The sequence below is a fragment of the Microcoleus sp. PH2017_08_TRC_O_A genome (assembly GCF_020738665.1).
Classification (GTDB): domain Bacteria; phylum Cyanobacteriota; class Cyanobacteriia; order Cyanobacteriales; family Microcoleaceae; genus Microcoleus.
Genome location: NZ_JAEQCE010000004.1, coordinates 78,825 through 98,266 on the forward strand (window position 1 = coordinate 78,825; position 19,442 = coordinate 98,266).

10 protein-coding genes are annotated in these 19,442 nt (G+C 45.4%); 4 read left to right on the forward strand and 6 right to left on the reverse strand.

All coding sequences use genetic code 11. The annotated features are described in order from the left end of the window. Positions 1-228: 228 nt before the first annotated feature. Positions 229-1,734, forward strand: coding sequence for a branched-chain amino acid ABC transporter permease (locus tag JGK22_RS02080; RefSeq protein ID WP_293312231.1), 1,506 nt, complete (start codon positions 229-231; stop codon positions 1,732-1,734). 91 nt (positions 1,735-1,825) lie between these two features. Then, on the forward strand, positions 1,826-2,644 hold the full coding sequence (locus JGK22_RS02085; RefSeq protein WP_293190843.1) for a class I SAM-dependent methyltransferase: 819 nt from the start codon (positions 1,826-1,828) through the stop codon (positions 2,642-2,644). Between the two features lie 19 nt (positions 2,645-2,663). On the opposite strand, the gene JGK22_RS02090 is transcribed toward JGK22_RS02085, so the two are convergent. The 5 genes from JGK22_RS02090 to dpdE are packed head-to-tail and all read right to left on the reverse strand — an operon-like array spanning position 2,664 to position 11,530. Beyond that, on the reverse strand, positions 2,664-3,371 hold the full coding sequence (locus JGK22_RS02090; protein ID WP_293181697.1) for a hypothetical protein: 708 nt from the start codon (positions 3,369-3,371) through the stop codon (positions 2,664-2,666). Positions 3,372-3,376: 5 nt separating this feature from the next. Beyond that, positions 3,377-6,460: a protein DpdH gene (gene dpdH, locus JGK22_RS02095; protein WP_293312233.1), complete on the reverse strand. Its 3,084-nt coding sequence runs from the start codon at positions 6,458-6,460 to the stop codon at positions 3,377-3,379. Continuing rightward, entirely contained in the window at positions 6,457-6,987 is a 531-nt protein-coding gene (gene dpdG, locus JGK22_RS02100; protein WP_363319083.1) for a protein DpdG, read from the reverse strand. Before dpdG ends, dpdH begins: the two co-directional genes overlap by 4 nt. Beyond that, positions 6,987-8,150: a DEAD/DEAH box helicase gene (locus JGK22_RS02105; RefSeq protein ID WP_293204315.1), complete on the reverse strand. Its 1,164-nt coding sequence runs from the start codon at positions 8,148-8,150 to the stop codon at positions 6,987-6,989. Before JGK22_RS02105 ends, dpdG begins: the two co-directional genes overlap by 1 nt. After that, positions 8,150-11,530, reverse strand: coding sequence for a protein DpdE (dpdE, locus tag JGK22_RS02110; protein ID WP_293312235.1), 3,381 nt, complete (start codon positions 11,528-11,530; stop codon positions 8,150-8,152). The genes JGK22_RS02105 and dpdE overlap by 1 nt, the downstream gene beginning before the upstream one ends. A 426-nt stretch (positions 11,531-11,956) precedes the next feature. Between dpdE and JGK22_RS02115 the strand changes: the two genes are divergently transcribed. Together JGK22_RS02115 and JGK22_RS02120 are read left to right on the forward strand one after the other, a co-directional pair. Beyond that, a complete protein-coding gene (locus JGK22_RS02115; RefSeq protein ID WP_293181701.1) occupies positions 11,957-12,736 on the forward strand; it encodes an ABC transporter ATP-binding protein in 780 nt (259 codons plus the stop codon). 60 nt (positions 12,737-12,796) lie between these two features. Further along, entirely contained in the window at positions 12,797-13,504 is a 708-nt protein-coding gene (locus JGK22_RS02120) for an ABC transporter ATP-binding protein (RefSeq protein ID WP_293181702.1), read from the forward strand. A gap of 365 nt (positions 13,505-13,869) precedes the next feature. On the opposite strand, the gene JGK22_RS02125 is transcribed toward JGK22_RS02120, so the two are convergent. Continuing rightward, positions 13,870-19,374, reverse strand: coding sequence for a response regulator (locus JGK22_RS02125; protein ID WP_293196934.1), 5,505 nt, complete (start codon positions 19,372-19,374; stop codon positions 13,870-13,872). Between the last annotated feature and the right edge of the window lie 68 nt (positions 19,375-19,442).

A 19,442-nucleotide genomic window follows, 5' to 3' on the forward strand; every position in this document is an offset into this window, starting at 1 on the left:
AGATACAATTAAAATTTATGTTTATTTGTAACATAGCACTTCTCAATTGAGTGCAATACAGTAGCCCCATTAAATATTCCCTGGTTTCAAACCGAGGGATAGCCGCTCCCAATTTGATATCACTCCCTCTTCCCTCTTCCTTCTTCCCTCTTCCTTCTTCCTTCTTCTATGTCAAACAAAATAATCAAAGCAATTAAATCTAGTGGTATTCTAGGAGCGATCGCCTCTTTGACAGTCATCCTATTCGGCGGTTGGAGCGGCACCGTCATCGGCTGGCTGATGGGCACAGCCGCAGGCTTTATGGCTGGTCAGGAACAGAAGGTTAACAACCCGAAAATGGGTGCGACAATTGGCAGTTTAGCCGGATTGGGATTGGGAGTTTGGCTGTTAGTTGCTAGCGTCCTCGAAGGAGTTGTGATTCGACCTTTTTCTGGTCAATCTGCGGTGGATTTGCCGACTACTTTACTGCACGGAATTTGCAGTTTGACGATCGCAATTTTGACAGCTACGTTAATGGGCGCTTTGCAGGGTTTGCAGGGAGAACGCCAGCGACAGGCTACTCTGGTAACATTAGCTTTTATCTTAATTCTGTTTCCGTTTATCGATCTTGAGGCTAAGACCGGCTGGATTGCTACGGTAGTACAGATTCAAATCTTTATTATGTTGGCGCTGGGTTTGAATATTACTGTGGGTTTTGCGGGCTTGTTGGATTTGGGATATGCGGCGTTTTTTGCGATCGGCGCTTACACCACGGCTTTGCTATCTTCGGGACAGGTAAATATTGCTTGGAATTTTTGGGTGGTTTTGCCGATCGCCGCTGCTGTAGCTGGTCTATCCGGCGTTATCCTCGGTATTCCGACACTGCGACTCAAGGGCGATTATTTGGCGATCGTCACCCTCGGCTTTGGTGAAATTATTCCGGTGGTATTTAGAAATTTAACCGCGATTCGCATCGACGAACCAATCTCGAAGATAGTCGCTGCTGTTTTGGGCAAGCCGGAATTGGTGCTTTGTCTCGTTGGGTGCGATCGACCTTTTAACCTCACCGGCGGCGAAGCGGGCATAAACCCGATCGGGCGTCCATCTCTCCCGATCGTCGGCACATTCAGCACCGGTAACTACTTTCCCTGGTACTACCTAATTTTGCTGCTAGTTGTCTTCGCATATTTCATGATTTCGCGGCTGCAAGATTCCCGTTTGGGAAGGGCATGGAATGCCATGCGCGAAGATGAATTAGCAGCGAGTGCCATGGGCATTAACCTCGTCAAAACCAAACTTTCGGCTTTTGCAATGGGAGCGACATTTTCGGGGTTTGCAGGCGCATTTTACGCAGCTTATATCAGCGCCATTTTTCCCAGCGTCTTCGATTTCTCAGTCTCCGTCATCATCCTGTGCATGGTGATTTTAGGCGGTTTGGGCAACATGACAGGCGTGATTTTGGGCGGTATCATTATCATGTCTGCCGATCGGCTTTATCTACCCCAACTCGCCCAAGTCCTCAAAGGTTTTATGAATACTTTTGTGTTGCCGAGAATAGCAATTCCGCAGTTAGCAGACTTTCTCGCCACCAGTTTAGACCCGATTCAAATGCGTTTATTTCTCTTCGGTTTAACTTTAGTTGTGATGATGATCGTGCGGCCGGAAGGGCTGATTCCCGATAAAATTCATCAAGCAGAATTGCATGATGATGCTGAGGCGAACAATCAGACTTTAGCAGATGCGAGAAATCAATAGATCCATCCAATAATTCTTGTGGAACAGGCATCTTGCCTGTTCAAGAAAGGACTTTCTGGAAATATCTAATAGTTAAGGGGGAAAATGAGCAATGAGTAAGAATGTAACAGCAACTGCTTTTGTTGTCGCAGAATTTAGAGCAGAAGAAAATGCAGAAACTGCTCCTCTTTACACCGACAATGTAGTCAAAATTTGGCTGAATGAGGAAACAAAAAGAATTGCGGGCGAAATAGCTCAAAACTCTCCGGCGGCTAAAGAAATGATTAAGTTGCGTACTAAATATTTTGACGATGTGTTGTCAAATCAAATTTTAGCAGGCTGCAAGCAAGTCGTGATTTTAGGATCGGGTTTGGATACTCGCGCTGCGAGAATGAATGGAGAATCAGTGGCTTATTGGGAAATAGACGATCGCGCGACACTTGAATTAAAAGCCTCAACTCTCAAAGCTAACAAAGTTACAGCCAATGTCCGCTACATTCCCGGCGATTACGTGCAAGATGATTTAATCGCTTTGCTGAAACAGAACGATTTTGATTTTGAGCAAGCTACATACTTTTTATGGGAAGGTAACACTACCTTACTTGCCAAGAAAGATGTCATATTTGTATTAGAAAAAATTCGCGACAATGTTAAATCTTTCAAGTTGTCCTTTGATTATATGTCGGAAAAGGTGATTGCAAGAACCACGGGCTACCAAGATATCAATGATTACATCGATAAATACGAAAGTATGTATGCGCCGTGGATTACTGGATTTGAAAATATTGAAACTTTGACTGAAGAACTCCAACTCAAAATTATTGACAACTTCTCAACTGCGGAGTTGCACCAACAATACCGCCCTCACCGTTCCCTAGAATCTAATCTATTAAAATTCTACTTTGTTTGTACGTTAGAAAATGCAGTCTAAAATATCGAACATAACATAATTAAGTCAAGCGAATTCGTAAAGAATCAATCAGACGGTTTTTAGCCAACCAATCTTTTACCTCTGGCGTTAAAAGACTCAGGGTAGCACCCTCATTAGCAGCAACTCTCAGAAAACGAAGCACTGCTTCAGGAACCTCATCAGCATTTAAGCCATCCCAGCACTGCTTTAATTGCTCAATTAGCCGATCGACTTTCTCAAAATCCTCAATGCTTTGGGGAATTGAGTTAGACTCCCGAATTTGCAAATCTAAACTTCTAATCCGTTGAACAGTTGGCTTAAATGCCGAAACTTTATCCAATAAATTCAGGATTTCATGATTAGTGCTGGGCTTATTTTGATTTCGATAGCACTGCCAAGCTTGACTCAATTGGTCTTCTAGAGCTTTTTGCAATTGCTCTATCCTAGTAGTGAAATTCTTTTTGTTAAAATTTTTATTGTCTATGATCCACTCAGGATCTGCTTTAAATTCTGCCTCAACATCCGTAATAAATATCAGTAGGGTATCTGCTTTTTGAGCTAAAGCAAAATTAGCAAGTCCTCTTTGATGAAAAGCTCTCAAACATTGAACGAGAGGTAGAGTTCCAGCGACAGCTTGCTCGATTTGTTGTTGTCGAGATTGAAAGCCTTGAAGATTAGTTGCATACCTCTGAAGATTAATTCTTTTTTGAGATAACTCAATCAGTTGAGTGGATTTTTCGACAAGCATATTATCTATCCTTTAATTTCAGTAATTAGATTTCGCAGTCTAGCCAATCCATCTTGAATAGCTCTATGGCAAGATTCTACTGTCGCGCCACCTGACCTTTCTAGTAGTTCAATCTGGTTATTGACATCGCTTATAGAAGCATTAAGAAAATTGTTAGTGTTTCCGAGAAATTCCGAAGCTTCTGTCATTGCTTTTTGATGATTTTCGCTGAGATATTTAAGCAGCTTGCTCGGTTTGCTATCTGAATTATCTTTCTCAGCTTGCACGCGCTTCATTGTTTCTAAATAGCTAGAAAGCCCAACTCGTTTAAACTGTTCCACTACAGATGTTAGGTCATCGCCACTCTTTCTCCCTCGAAATACACCAGCTTCTTTTGAACTATCGATCGCCTTTTTGACTAAATCGATAACATTTTTTTTCTTGATGTCTTCTCCTAATTCAGATATGAGAGAATTGTAAACAGCAAGTTGCCGATCGCACTCTTCTTGAATCGCTGTTTCTAGCATTTCATCCGCAGCTTGACGCGCTTTATTGATTTCGGGAAACTTTTCTCGAACATCGACCGGAATTTCACATTGAAGTTGCCAAGATTTGCTAACCTGTTGCAATGGATCGAGGATTTGTACAACATCAATAATCTGAAATTGTTTAGAACTTCCTTTTGTGCAAGCCGTGCGGCTGGTAACAATTTCTAGTAAAGCCTCGCGCTGGTTTTTCAAGCTATTAAATAGCTTTTTCCAGTTAGCTGAACGATTTTCTAAATCTTTTGCTTCTAAGTCGAGAAACAAACTATTAATCAAATCTTCCATCGAATTTGCAGGATTTCCGGCCATTGTTGCTGCGATCGCCAGTAGCTCAACTGCCGCAGGTACAGGACTCCAGGGTTCCCCAGACTCGCGGGGATACAGGCGAATCTGGTCAACAACATACTGACTCCATTTTTCCAGTTGTTTGGCGTAGGTGCGGAAGTAGCGATCGCCCTCGGGGAACTTCCAATGCTTGTAATGATTGTACTGCAAAATGGCTTGAAAGGCGATCGCGCTTTCTCGAAACTCATCTGCATCATCAGGATTAAGGGGAAGAGATAATTTAACTCCAGAAATCGTCTCCCTTGTCACTTTTGGACTGAAAAAAGTAATATTTCTGCTTTTAAAGTATGTTGTCCCACTACTAGCAAAACTCCCCTTAAGCAGCATTTCTGTGTCCCATTCTATCCGATCGCCGATCGCTGAGTAAATCAACGGTCGCAGTTCTCCACCGATATCTTGCGGGAGAATATCTTGGTTGTTCCAGCGATCGAGAATTTGCAGTTGATTCGTCAGCTTTTCCGAAACTTTTTCAGTTTGAGATTGCGGCTCAACTTGATAATTATTAACCGAAGTTCTAGACTCTTTAGCCCGCGAAACAGATGGTGAAACTTTAGTCGAATGTACCTTCAGGCCCAGTGCAGGAAGATCGAATGCAGAGTGAATTTCCGGGTGCAAATCGCAAAGCTCGTTACTATCAGTCCACAAATCGAGGAGAATTTGGCGGCGATCGTAATTTTGTTGGTCTTTGGCTTTAATATCTGCCTGAACCATTGCACTCAGCCGCATCTTACCAAAATGTTCTCGCAGAGAAATAGCAGGAAAATCTCCATGCTGAAGATCGGAAATAGAATTTTCTAGAGTCCACTTGAGAACATCTCTAATCAAAAATCGAGGTTTAAAAGTTTCGGGGTTTACCCTGGCAAGCATCTGCTCTAATGCTTCAGGCGTGAAGGGATACAAACCAAAACCGTCCGCTTCTCCAAAACCTGCATGACAAGCTAGTTTGTGTTCGCATTCACTGCAAGCACTACTTAAAGCTGCTTTATCTGAATCTTCATCATTGCGAGACTTAGCCCAATCTTGAATTATTTTATCCTCCAAACGCACCGCGTTGAGATATCGCGCCACAAATTGTTTGATATCTGAATAATTCACTAAAGATTGTTGTTTTCCAACTGTACCGACATCGAGATTAACGCTAAAAGTAATCCGTTGTTTTACAGTATCTAACCTCAGACCGTCAAAATATCCCGTAGTACAAGCTAGCGCCGTTCGGATCGCGCACAAAGATTTGCCTCCGGCTTGTTGCGGCCTCGCTAAAACTGCTTCTAAAACTTCGCGATCGATTCCTTGAAATTTCGCAAAATCTTCAATTAGCAAAACTAATTCTACTCCTTCTTCTGCTAAAGTTTCGCGAACTTCTCGCATTAATCTTTGCAAATCTTCCCGCCCGAGGCTCAAAACTTGAGCGATTGCTTCATCTAAATGTCGGTTCAACCAATCTACAGTTTCCTTTTGGATATCATCATCGCCGATTAACAAGCTATAAAATTCCCGCGATCGCTCCCCAGCTTTTTGCAAGTCTAAAACATTGAGAGGCAAGTCCTCAAGCGAAAATTGCCGCCGTTCTTCCACAATTTCTACCGTATCTTGATGTCCGAGAATGTGGATAACTAATTGATGAATAATTCCTTCATCCTTTAGCCAGTGTTCTCGGAAAAATGGATCGTATAAAAAAGAGTCAATTACATCAACTAGGTAATCTTGTGCATCAGAAAGATTAGTGCGATCGCCCCGACCATTTGGGCCAACCGCAGCAGCAAGCTGATTCAGAGTTTGTTCCCGCGCTTGTGCTTCAGTCAAGGTGCTAGTCGCTCGATTTAAACGCTGGCGGTATTCATCGAAGGTGGCTCCTGCCATCCCTTCTAATATTAAACTGATAATATCTTTGAGATTCGTTCCTATTTTGGGAATCAGCAAAACTCGACGCTTTTGTGTCGATTCAATATTGGCGGCCAGCCAGCGAATCAGGTGAGATTTTCCTGTGCCAGAACTTCCTAAAACTGGTACGAAAGCGAAATCTTGTTCTGCCAGAAAATCCTTCAGAAATTGTTCCTCACTGTAGCGAACTTGCGACGGTATTTCGATAAGTTCCTGGCGGTACATGGCGATCGGATGGTGAGTTGCTAGAAATATACTATTTGCCGTTTGGGTAGCTTCCACACCCATCACGCGGCGAACGCGATCGACATCCCAGCAAACAAATTTTGTAAAAGTCATAGTTCTATTCCCGTCCAAATAATATGAGAAAATCCTGCTTCTTTGTCACCAATTGGAAGGATGAATAAATCGGCATCCGACTCTTTTACAAGCTGGATGCAGCCATCATCCTGAAGGCGGAATAAAGCAAAAGCCGTGCTAGTTGATAAATGATTTGGCAAGCGAGAACCGATTTTATCCTCAACTTGTTCTCGAAATTTGCCAGTTTCAAACAGAGGACATTTTTCGGCTAAACGATCGACAAACTCTGCGATCGAAAGTTTAGCTTGCACTTCTCCTTGAAATAACTCTTTTAAATTGCGTTTGAGGTAAGCAGTTGGCTCGGCAACTATTCTTTTGTTTCCTCCTAAAGCATGACTCCAAGCAAACCCTAAATAACACATCCAATCCTCGACTTGACCGGACAAAGTATTACTGGATATTTTCAAATCTAAAGACTCAGCAACTCCCTGCTCTGCGACAAGCTGTTCTACTTTTTCCCATGTATCGGGAGCATCATAAATATCTTGGGCTAAATACCATGCTATTAGGCGTAAACAATCAGAGGGCGAGGAAGATGATAAACAGCTTCAATTAGTCGCTGTTTTCTGATTTCTTCACTCTGACACCAAGCAAACCAGTAAGAAGGTTCTGGGCGCAACTGCACGGCAGATATCACTTGAAATGGGCCTGGTTTTCCGAATAAAGTTTCCAGGGTATCTAAACAGGATTCGGTTAGGGTTGCAGTCAGCAATAAAGTTGTAAAAGATGTTAAACGCAATAAGTCTCTTCGCAAGCCTGGAAGTTCTTGGAATGCCGGGCGAAAATCATCGCCCCACTGCTCGACGATATGAGCTTCATCTATTACGAAATACCTCAATTTATTTAAGCTTGCTGCTTCGTAAAGAGCCGGTGCAAGGGAATTCATCAAGCTTTCGGGTGAGGTGAAAACGATGCGCTGGCTGCCGTTGCGAAGGCGATCGCGAATTTCCTGCCGTTTCTGTTGTCCTTCCTCAGACTCATCGCCATAATAGGCAGTTGGATGGTTGACAAAGGGTTTTAAAGCTCGTTCTTGGTCGATCGCGAGTGCTGTAGTCGGCACAACGATCGCACTGACACCATCAATGTGCGATCGCAAAAGCGCTGGCAACTGAGCGCAGAGACTTTTGCCCGAGCCCGTAGGCAGATTAATCGCAAGTGTAGCTCTCTCAGGAGCAGTCAAAACAGCACGAATTGCTTCGCGTTGCCCGACACTCCGATACTTCTTCCTATCCACCAATTCCAGGAACGGATCTCCCACTACTTCCTCGTAATTACGGCGATTTTTCTCTTTAAATACGGGTTTATCTGGAGCATATTGTTTGGAAAAATCCAGCCAATTTGGTTGCCAAGGACGAGCGCTAATTAAATAGTAATCCGAGCCTTCAACCAAAACATCGATGCCGCTTTGCTGCCAAATTTCTCGATGGGGGAAAGGATAAGTCGGAGGTACTTTGAGAGTTTGCGGCATTCCACCCTGTCGCTCATCTTCCCGCCGCAATACGTGACGCACTAAAGCAGCAATATCCCCTTTTTCCGGTGCGTCAGGAGTTCCCGCAGCAGCCAAAGCATCCAGCAAGCGCCTGTAACAAGCTTCGGAAAACTGACTTGTATTAGCAGGAATCTTACCTGTTTGGAGAATGTCTCTTAACTCTTGAAATGAATCAGCCATCACTCATCCTCCTCTTTCTGAATTTGAACTGGAACTCGCCCAGAAACGATAGTGAATCCTACAGAATCGAGCTTGATTTTGGGATGGCGAATTCCTTGTAAAATAACTTGACTTAAAGCAGTTTCTATGCTGAGTTCCTGCGCTAATAACGAGTGCGAAGTTGGTTGGCTTTGGGCTAAGCGATTGAGGCGCAGGCGCAGTTGAGCAAGTCTTTTTCCTAGTTTGCGATCGGCAATTTTGGCCTGTTGTTCGCAGAGTTCGATGAAAGAAGTGCGATCGCCCAACAGTGTTTCAGAAGTCCGACGCGCCCGGTGGCAAAATTCTGACCAATTACTAGGATCGACAAACTCATTCAGAATTAGCGATCGGCTTTTTGCCAAGTTGTAATCTCGACATGAATGACTGGTTTTACTCTTATACGGACGTTGCAGGATCTTCAAAAGTGCTTCATCTTCAACAATGCTCATCGGTTCGCACCTAGCATCAATAAAAATTGTCTCGATGGTTGGGGGAAACAGTGCATCAGCGCGTCGTTTGAGAGCCTTGTATTTGCGATCGTCTATCCCCAAATCTGTTAAAACTTTTTGGGATATTTCCAAATCAATCTCGACTAGATAATTAAAGCGAAAACCGAACCATTCCATCCCTTCCCCAGCATCCCAAGATTCATCGCACCGCCACATCGCAAAGGCTTGACCCCGGTCATCCCAATTGATATAAGATGCTAGTGCTTCCACAAATCCTTCGCCAATTCGGTACAGATTGACACCGGGATGCTGAGTTGATATTCTCCGGTTATAAGTACCGGGTTTTTCGGTACGAGTAGCAAAGCGAGTTTGCAGGTCGCGGATGGGAATTAAAGTACGTTTACTAGGTTGATAGCGCGCTACTTTTTCTAAGTTTGGGTCGTCAATTTGTTTAAAGTGAAGTGCTTCACAGATCCAGCCTTCTGTTACTCGTTGAATTTGCTGATGGCGAGCGTCAAAATCATCTAAATTTTGAAAATATTCGGTAGCGTTTTCATCCTGGGCATCTATTTCATCTAAAGCGTTTTGTTCGCTGATTTTCAGTTGTTCGCGCTCTATTTCTTGTTGAATGGCAGTGATTTTGTCCAATAGTCCGCTAGCACCAGATTGAAACAAAGCAGCTTCTAGTTCTGGCAGTTTTTCATCTACATAAAACTGAAGACTGGCGATGGATTGACGGAAGATGCCGAAACCGTCTTTTAATAATTGATACCAAGCATCGTGAGGGCTATCTTCTAAGTCTGAGCCTGCGAATACTGTAAATTGAACATTTAAAGGGCGGCCGATGCGATCGATCCTGCCAATCCTTTGTTCTAAACGATTTGGCGATCGGGGAATATCGAAATTAATCATCCAATTGACAAATTGAAAGTTGCGACCTTCTTCGCCGGAGGAATCGCAAACAAGCATGAAACAATTTCGGTCGTTTTTGAAGCGATCGAGGTTTTTTTCAACATCAGAACGAGACAGGCATAATTGATGGCTAGCTATACTTCCCTGACCAAAAGTATCTGATAAGCACCGGAAAATTTCAGCGGCTGTTTGGGCAAAACTGGTGAAAATGACAATTTTAGGTAGGGTGTCTCCCGATATCGGTCGGCGAATTCGCTGTTGCACCTGTTCGAGCAATTTATGCAGGTTGCTGCGATAAGATTGAAGCTTAAGAGTGTCTGAAAGATGAGACAGTATTACTATTTTTAGTAATTCGATGCGATCGCCTTCTTCTGAAGGTTGCTGAATAACTTTTAGTAAAGATTGCAGGAGTTCTGATTCGCCGGAAAAGTGAGGGGTTTCTGCGAGAATGCGGAGATTATCTGCGCCAAATTCCGAAATTAAACTCGTATGGGAAATGCCGCTTAAACGGGTTTCCAGCACTTGCGCTAAAATCCCCAACCAAGTCCCGCTAGCACAAAATAAAATTTGAAAAATTTGCTGATATTGTGGTTGGTTAGGAGCGACTGTGCGCCATTCATCAATTAGTTCGTGAATTTGGGCCGATCGCTCATCTAAGTCATATTCTAATTTTGGTGTCACATTGCGGTCAAAAATTACATCTTCTACCGCAGCGCGGCGGTTGCGGAGCATTCGGCGGTGCAGCCGATAGGTTTCGCTGATGTGGGTGCGGATCGATCGCACTATTGGATCGCGATCGCCCGTTCGTATTTCTGGAGAAAGCAAGCAATTTTGCAACTCCTCTACCATATCTAGCAAATATTTATCTTCAGCAAACAAATTTCGCAGTTGGTTGAGGTTAGTTTTAAGCACAAACGGATTTGCACCCTCTTTAAATGAAAGTAAAACTCGACCAATTTGTTGGCGGTTTTTCACCCTCGCCCGAAAACCTTCCACATCATCAATTTGGTAGGTGATCGGATCTAGGAGGTGCAGCATTACCAGGAAATCTTGCTCGCGATCGATCGCTGGAGTTGCGGATAATAAGAGTAGGCGATCGCTTTTGTGAGCGAGGTGTTTGCAAGTTTGGAAACGCCTGCGCTCTCTCGAATCTGAAGAAGTCGCCATTGCTGCAATATGATGTGCTTCATCTAAAATCAGGAAGCCCAAAGCGGCATTCGGGCTGACTCGATCGACATCCTCTACAGCAAGTACCTGGACGCGATCGGCAAATTCAGAGAGAAAGTCAGAGAGATGGAATTTATTTTCTAATTCTTGAAGCCACTGTTCTCGCAGGTATTGCGGCACAATTACCACTGCACGTCCCTGGGGTTCATCGAGGAGATACTGGCGCAGAATAGCACCTGCTTCGATCGTCTTTCCCAGTCCAACTTCATCAGCTAAAAGATAGCGTTGAATCGGGTCTTCGAGCACGCGGCGGACAACTTCAACTTGATGGGGATAAAGGTCAATATTGGCAGAAATCAGCCCTGTCATCCCGCGACTGACGGCGCCCTGTTGGATCAGACACCGGACAAAAGCTAAACGCCGATCGTGAAAGTAAGGCGTTTCCTGACCTTTCATCGCTAGAATTTCGATGGGATCATCGATGGGTAGGTTGCAGCGAACGTAAATTTCCTGTTCGGCAACTAATGCTATCTTTTTATCGGGTAGATCGATGCGATACAGACTTTTATCTTCGTCCCAGTCAAAAATTCGACCAATTATCCATGTATCCTGGTTTTCTGGCTGGATGTAACATCGTGTCTGAGGCGGGAGTCGAACTCTAGAAAGCGAAGTTAAGGGTAAGATTTTTTCTAGGCGTTGCCCGATCGAGCAGAAGTATTCAACCGTTGCTGTAGAGTAGGATAGCTCGGTAACTTTTCCGATTCCTAAGTCGTTGTTTGGAGATTTTTCTGCGGAGAGGTTTTGCGATCGCACCAGCAAACCAAGCTTCATCATAATTCCGACCTCAACAATACCCCCTACTATAGTAGCCGATCGCCCGCGACCAAATATCAGTGTAATTTAATTTTCCACCCTTTTTGTCGTCGTTAAGCTGAAACCCAGTTATAAAGCTTAGCCTAAGACTTTATGTAACGCATTCCGAGGCCCTAATTTTTCCTTGTCGTAACGAGCATCCCACCACAGCCAAGCTGACGCACTTTAACAGATCAGATTTGGTATTATATAGAATCCGAACTCTCATACCAATTTAATGTGAAGTTGCACATATCCCGATCCCCCTCGCATCCCCCGAATAGTCGGGGGACTTTGAGTAACTCTTGTCCCCCCCGACTATTCGGGGGGTTAGGGGGGATCAGATTCTATGCACCCTCATAAAAAATTGGTATCACAGCTTAACTAATATTAGGAAACACAACCAAAATGTCACTATTAGAAGCACAGCAACTGACAATGCGATTCGGCGGCTTGACTGCGGTAAATCAAGTTAGCTTAACCTTAGAAAAAGGATCGATCGCCAGTTTGATTGGCCCCAACGGTGCGGGTAAAACCACATTCTTTAATATGCTGACCGGCATCTACAAACCGAGTGCGGGCCAGTTGGTACTGGAAAATAAAAATATCACAGGTTTACCGCCCGATCGCCTGACAACTTTCGGGATTGCTAGAACTTTTCAAAATATCCGATTGTTCAACAACATGACTGTGTTGGATAATATTTTAGTAGGCAGACATTGCCGTTTAAAAGCTGGTTTGTTGGGTGCAATCCTCCGCCCTCCGACTGTGAATTCGGAGGAACGGGAAGCTAAAATAAAAGCGCTGACTATGCTAGATTTTGTCGGTTTAGGCGTGAAGAAAGCGCCGGAGTTGGCAAAAAACCTTTCCTACGGCGACCAGCGCAGATTGGAAATTGCGAGGGCTTTGGCATCTGACCCAAAAGTTTTGCTGTTGGACGAACCGACTGCGGGGATGAACCCGAATGAAACGGCCGATCTAACTCGGTTTATTTACCGGATTCGGGATGAGTTGGATTTGAGTATTTTGCTGATCGAACACGATATGAAAGTGGTGATGGGAATTAGCGATCGCGTGAGTGTAATGGAGTACGGTACTAAAATTGCTGAGGGAACTCCCGATGAAGTTCGCGCAGATCCTCGCGTGATTGAGGCTTATTTGGGAAAAGAAGAAGATGCCAACGGGTAATGGTAAATATGTCCGTGTTTTGATTAAAATCTATATAAAGATAGCCGACAAAGAGTAATTATGCTAGAAATTCAAGATATTCATACCTATTACGGAAATATTCACGCCCTCAAAGGAGTCTCATTAACGGTTAAGGAGGGAGAAGTTGTGACTTTAATTGGTAGCAACGGGGCGGGGAAAACTACCACTCTCCGCACGATTCAAGGATTGCTGCGCCCGCGCAGCGGCACTGTATTATTTGAGGGTAAGCCTTTGGAATCGCTGTCTACAGAGGCGATCGTCCGTTTGGGCATTTCTCAAAGCCCGGAAGGAAGGTTGATTTTTCCGCGGATGACGGTGCAAGAAAACCTGGAAATGGGTGCTTATCTACGCAACGATACTCTGGGTATCAAGTCGGATATGGAAAAAGCTTTAAATTTATTTCCCCGTTTGCGAGAAAGAATTAGTCAAAAAGGGGGCACTCTCAGCGGGGGGGAACAGCAAATGCTGGCGATCGCCCGCGCTTTGATGTCCCGCCCCCGTTTGCTATTGTTGGACGAACCGAGTATGGGTTTGGCGCCGATGTTAGTGAGTCAAATTTTTGCGATCGTCCGCGATATTAATGCTGAAGGTACAACTATTTTACTCGTAGAACAAAACGCTCGCATGGCTTTAAGTGTAGCCCACCGCGGCTATGTGATCCAAACTGGTGAGGTTGTAGTCGCTGGTAGTGCTAGCGATTTGCAGTCAAATGAAACTGTTCGGAAAGCATATTTAGGTGAAAGTTAAATATGGGAATTGGGCATTGGGAATTGGGAATTGGGCATTGGTGATTGGTTATTGGTTAGGTGCATCTCAATTTTGTAAGGGCGAAGCATTCCGGCAGACAATTTATTAGCGATCGCCAGAGATTTACTGCCGGAATGCTTCGCCCCTACGAATATATTTGCAAAAAAGAGATGCACCCTATTGGTTATTGAAACTGGGAGCATCTCAGTTTTGCAAGAAGCATTTTTTATGGTAGTGCGAGCTTAAGAGCTCGCGTGCTTGTACAAGCACGCGAGCGGGGACAGCACTGTAAAACTAACAAATAACAACCAACAAATAACAACCAACAAATAACAACTAACAAATAACAACCAACAAATAACAAATTACCCCATTTGCGATCGCAAATTCCCCGTTTTCAATTCCGTCTCAAAAGCCGATCGCACCTTTTCCCACTCAGCTTCGGCTTCCAATAGGCGATCGCGCGCCGCCCTCGCATCAAAAACCTGTTCCCCTCCAGACTCAACCGCCACGCGGCCCATCAACTCCAACTCCTTGCATACTTCCGAAAAAGACACCGCTCCTAAATTGGCGCTGCTCGACTTCAGCGTGTGAGAAGCTAGCTTCAAACTGTCAGCGTCACCTAGAAAAATAGCTTCCTTAATTGTTTCTAAATGCTGCTGTGCGTCTAACAAATATATCTTAATCAACTCCCCCAAAAAATCCGGATCGTCCTCATCGTCTAGCTCGCGGAGATTGTGCAAAACCTCAAAATTAATCGGCGAATTTGCTGGCGGTTGAACGCTCGAATGTCTAGTAACATGACTGCCATTTTGATCGGAAATATCTGGATTTTTTGGTTCAGTAACGGCATTCAATTCATCCCGACGCAGAGGTTGGCACTTGCTGAGGGCGAGGGCCAACTCTTCCCGGCGCACGGGCTTAGTAATATAATCGTCCATACCCGCTTCCAGACACTTTTCGCGATCGCCCTGCATGGCATTAGCCGTCATCGCAATAATTCTCGGCTTCTTGTTAGCTGGCCATTCCGCACATATGCGGCGCGTCGTTTCCAAACCGTCCATCTCCGGCATCTGCACGTCCATCAGCACAACATCGTAAGATTGCCGCTTGCACGCCTCCAAAACCTCCAAGCCATTAGCCGCAATATCCGCCCGATATCCTATCCTGTCGAGCAAATGCGTAGCGACTTTTTGATTCACCACATTGTCCTCTGCCAGCAAAATCCGAATCTGATTAGCATTACTTGGATCGTGTGGGGCTGAATTGCTCGGAACCTGCCTCAAAACCGCAGGCGTCCGCTGCGCGCGGTGCTGTTCTTGAGAATTTTCAAAATACTTCAATCCCGAAGTCAAAGTCGCCACATTTGAAAGTTCTCCCTTGCTGCTTCTACCAGCAACATACCCAAAAACTTGCAGCAATACATTATAAAACTGGGACTGTTTTAGAGGCTTAGTTAAAAACGCCGAAAAATGTACTTCTGTAGTTTCAAGTTTTTTCCAAACTTCCGCCTTGCTCAAATAAGTAAACAGCACCAAAGGTAGCGTAACTTTGCGAGGGCTTTTAACTTTGATGACATTCGGATTTAGCGCGTCGCCATTAGATAAATTGCTCAGCTCAAATTTCCGAATCTCCACAGCCAAAGCCACACCGTCCATATCTGGTAGATTCATCGCCAAAATAGCCAAATCGATCGCCGAGTTTCCTTTGATGATTTCCAAAGCCTCAGCGCCTGAAGTTACAGCCACGGGTATCATGCCCCAAGCCTCAGCTTGCCGGATCAAAACTTGGCGGTTAATGGCATGATTCTCGGCAATTAACAAACGCTTCCCAACAGTAAATTCCGGTTTTTTTTCTTCAGCCGCGTTTTGATTAGCTTCAGCAATCACCGTGAAATAAAAAATCGAACCGGAACCCGATATCGACGGTGCAGAAAATCCCGCAGGTGGGATTCCTGCCGTACTTTGTCCGATCGCAGAAACAGCAGGTTGAGACTTGGAACTGCCCGGAGCTACCTGACTGACAACCCACATTTTACCGCCCATCATATCGCTCAAACGTTGGCTGATAGCCAATCCCAGCCCAGTCCCGCCGTAATGTCGCGTTGTCGAGGCGTCTACCTGCGAAAAAGCTTTAAACAGGCGATCGATCCGGTCTGGCGGAATGCCAATGCCCGTATCTTGGACACCAAATTGAATCTCGTATAGTCTCCTACCTGCCAACTTTCCCTGGTTAATTGCTAGCGGTTGCGGCTCTAGAATATTGCTAATTTCCGGCGAACTCTTAGCAGGTAATTGTTCAACTTTCCGAGCCGTACAGCAGACAACAATTTCTCCAGACTCTGTAAATTTAACTGCATTGCCCAGCAGATTTACTAAGATTTGGCGCAGCCTTGTGACATCTCCTAAAATGTTTTTCGGAACAGAATCATCAATAAAATAAGCCAACTCTAAACCTTTTTCCGACGCTCTAGGAGCTAGCAATTCCAGAGATTCTTCTATACAGTTTTGCAGATCGAAGGGGCTGCGTTCCAAATCCATTTTACCCGATTCAATCTTGGAAAAGTCGAGGATATCGTTAATAATAGTTAGCAAAGCATCGCCACTGGTGCGAATTGTCTCAACAAAATCCCGCTGTTCTGGAGTTAGTTGCATATCCAGCAGCAAACCCGTCATCCCGATTACCGCATTCATCGGAGTGCGGATTTCGTGACTCATAGTTGCTAAAAATTCGCTCTTAGCTCTGTTAGCTACTTCGGCCGCTTCTCGCGCTTGCTCCAAAGCTTCATTTTGCTCTGCTAACTGTCGCTGGCGCTGAACTTCCGTTTCTAAGAGTAGTGCTTGAGCTAAGGTAATTCCGACTTGAGCGGCAACATCTTCTAAGAGTTCAATTTCGTCGGGAGTCCACTGGCGAGTTGCATCGCACTGGTGCAAAGTAATAATGCCATTCGGTTCTCCTTGATAGGAAGTGCGAACCGCCAACATAGATTTTAATCCGATGCGGCGGCACATTGGTACGGAAGATTCGAGCAAAGGATCGGCAAACACGTCGGGAGATGCCAGGGCGATATCTTCTGCGAGTAGTTTTTCGGTGTAGGGGTTGTAAGTGACAGAAAGTTCTAAATCTAAAGCCGATTCGTGACCTGGTTCTAGGTATTCTGCGACGCAAGGAAGGTGGGGATAAGGTTGGGAAAGATAGGTGTGAATTGTGCAGCGATTGACGCCGAATACGCGGCCGATTTGGGTGGCGGTAGTCTGAAAAATTTCTTGAGTGTCTAAGGTCGATCGCACTTTTTGAGTAATTTGTTTGAGCAGCAAGACGCGCTGGTACTGTCGCTGCAAAGTTCGCTCTCGCTCTTCCCTGGCAATTTCCGCGCCGATGTAATTGCCCATCAGCTTTAAAATTTCAAGATTCAGCGGTTTTAAAGGAGGTTTAGCGGTGCGGGAAGTAAAGCTTAAGGTGCCAAAAACTCGCCCTTGGACGATTACCCTGGTGCCGACAAAAGCCTCCAACCTCCGCACGGCGTAAGCGGGATGCTGCTTCCACTGAGTAGTGCCGGCTGATTCGATCGAAATAGGTTCGATCGATCGCAAAACCTCTCGCTCGAAGGTTCTGCTTAAAGAAAAACCGTCTCCTTTAGCAAATCCGAAGGGAAAATCTTGCGGTACATAAGCCGCGAGCACTTCGTAGCGATCGCCCAAAACCCTGCCCAACAGCCCGATATCCATCCCAAACTGACTGCAACCCATTGCCAGCAACCGGGCCGTTCGCTCGTCAAAAGAGCCGGACGAGCCTACCATTACCTCGTAGAGCGATCGAATTGCCCGCTCGCTTTCCCGCAGTTCCTCAACTCCTTCAACGCGGTTGCAGACATCGTGCAAAGTCCCTAAAATTCCCAGTATTTCACCTTGGGAATTCAGCCGGACTTGGGCAAATATTTCAACTGAAACAAAGCCTGAATCAATCTGAATTCCCAATTCGTTTTTGCCAGATTCCAACTTGTATTTAAATCGCAGTTCTCGCCGATAAAATGGTGAATTACCAGACAGCAAAGACTCCAATAAATTTTCACAATGCGAGCGCTCATCTGGATGCACCCAATCTAAAAAATTAGTTGTCAAACTTTCAGCCACCGAAAAACCCGTTATTTCAGTCCAAGCACGGTTGAGAAATGTCCAAATCCCCGCCGCATCCATCTGGAAAATTACTGTTGCTTTCAAAGCATCAAATACTTGGAATTCCTCGACGCCATCGGAGTTTTTGAGTTCTAACTGCTGGTTTGGAGTAATATCTGTATGAGTTCCGACTACCCGCAGCGGTTTGCCCGTAGCGCTACGCAAAACTTGACCTCGGTTCAGCACCCAGACAGTGCTGCCGTCTTTGCAGTACATTCGATATTCGGCTGCAAAATCCGCTGTTTTTTGTGCGAAGTGATCTTCTAAAGCTGCCTTTACTCCGTCAATGTCGTCTCGGTGGATGCGACTCCACCATTCCGATCGCCGATTCGAGATTTCCCCTTCTTTGTAGCCGAGCATTTCTTGCCATCGCGCCGAATAAAAAAACTCATCTGTTTCGAGATTCCAATCCCAAATCCCCTGATTGTTGACGGTAGCGGGGAGATTTGGGGGCTGCACGACGCTACTGTTTTGAGCAATTTCTGCATCTGGGTAGGGATTGGCTGCCGGAATTTGTATTTGGGCCAAGAGTTTTTTGTACTGCGCGTTGCTAGATTCTAGCTGGCGCTGCAAAGCGAGCAAGCCTGAATGCAGAGATTTTGAGTCCAGTGCTTGTAACAGGATAGTTTGAGGATTGACAATCCCGATCGGGTGATTGCTGTCGTTGATGACTAATAGAGGTAACTGGCAGTAGTGTTTTCGCAGCAGGGCGATGGCTGCTTCGAGGGTAGAGTGCGATCGTACCAGGGCTGGCGAACTGCTGCAAATCGCTCCTGCTTTAATTCTGCTAGAGTCTCTCCCCGTGGCTTGCAACTGCACGATGTCCCGCGAACTTACCACCCCAACCAGTTTGTGGAGGTTGGGATTTGTAAATTTGGCATTTTGAGCTGCACCATTCGAGTTTGGTTCCGGGGTTTCAGTGATTAATACATAGCTAACATTGTGTCGGAACATCAGTTGCGCCAAATAGCGAACTGAAGCAGTAGCCGGAGCGTGAATAATTCGCGACGCTGCGATTTGAGGGATTTGATCGAGTTTAATTAAATTTGCGGGGATCTCTAATTTCGGATGTAAAATTGGCAGTGGCGGAGGAAATGGCAAGGGCGAAGCAGGTGGCGAAGGGCTGCTAATGGGTTGTGGCGATTCCCCAATTTCCTGCAACAGTTGTACCAAGCTTTGAGAGCTAATTAAACCGACAAGTTCTTCAGCGTCGTTGACGACTGGTAAATGCCCGATCAGATGTTTGTCCAGCAGATTGGCTAAGGCAAAAAAGTCGGGAATTTCCGATTCTCGGGCTACAGTTACGGTTCTGATCATGATTTGCTCGATCGCAAATCCCCTCAAAGCAGCGCCGATCGAATTTAGCTGTACGACATCTCGCGCTGTAAAAATCCCCAGCACCATCTGGCCACCGGTATCGTCGGCTTTTGAGCCGTTGAGGCCGTTGAGACTGAGCCTGTTAGCACCTGCGTGTAGCGCACGCGGTAGGCCTTTGTAGAAACCTAACTGTTCCCGCGACTGCGGGGAAGTCCCGTTGGTGGGATTTCCCAGTTGAAAATTTCCGCGCGGTTCTACCACAAGGACGTAACTGGCTCCTGTGCTGCTCATCAGCTCGATCGCCTCTTCTACGGGCGTCCCAGGGGTGACGGTGAGGGGATGGCGGTTAATGACCTGACTGAGAGAGGGAATAAACATCAGCGGGCATAAGAGTGATATTTGTTGGAAAAACCCGATCGTCGCAAGCAGCAGGTTGATTGAGAGGC

Excerpts from the sequence above, each read along its gene's own strand:
- JGK22_RS02085 (WP_293190843.1), top strand. The coding sequence starts at position 1,826 with ATGAGTAAGAATGTAACAGCAACTGCTTTTGTTGTCGCAGAATTTAGA.
- JGK22_RS02090 (WP_293181697.1), bottom strand. The coding sequence starts at position 3,371 with ATGCTTGTCGAAAAATCCACTCAACTGATTGAGTTATCTCAAAAAAGA.
- dpdH (WP_293312233.1), bottom strand. The coding sequence starts at position 6,460 with ATGACTTTTACAAAATTTGTTTGCTGGGATGTCGATCGCGTTCGCCGC.
- JGK22_RS02105 (WP_293204315.1), bottom strand. The coding sequence starts at position 8,150 with ATGGCTGATTCATTTCAAGAGTTAAGAGACATTCTCCAAACAGGTAAG.
- dpdE (WP_293312235.1), bottom strand. The coding sequence starts at position 11,530 with ATGATGAAGCTTGGTTTGCTGGTGCGATCGCAAAACCTCTCCGCAGAA.
- JGK22_RS02115 (WP_293181701.1), top strand. The coding sequence starts at position 11,957 with ATGTCACTATTAGAAGCACAGCAACTGACAATGCGATTCGGCGGCTTG.
- JGK22_RS02120 (WP_293181702.1), top strand. The coding sequence starts at position 12,797 with ATGCTAGAAATTCAAGATATTCATACCTATTACGGAAATATTCACGCC.
- JGK22_RS02125 (WP_293196934.1), bottom strand. The coding sequence starts at position 19,374 with ATGTTTATTCCCTCTCTCAGTCAGGTCATTAACCGCCATCCCCTCACC.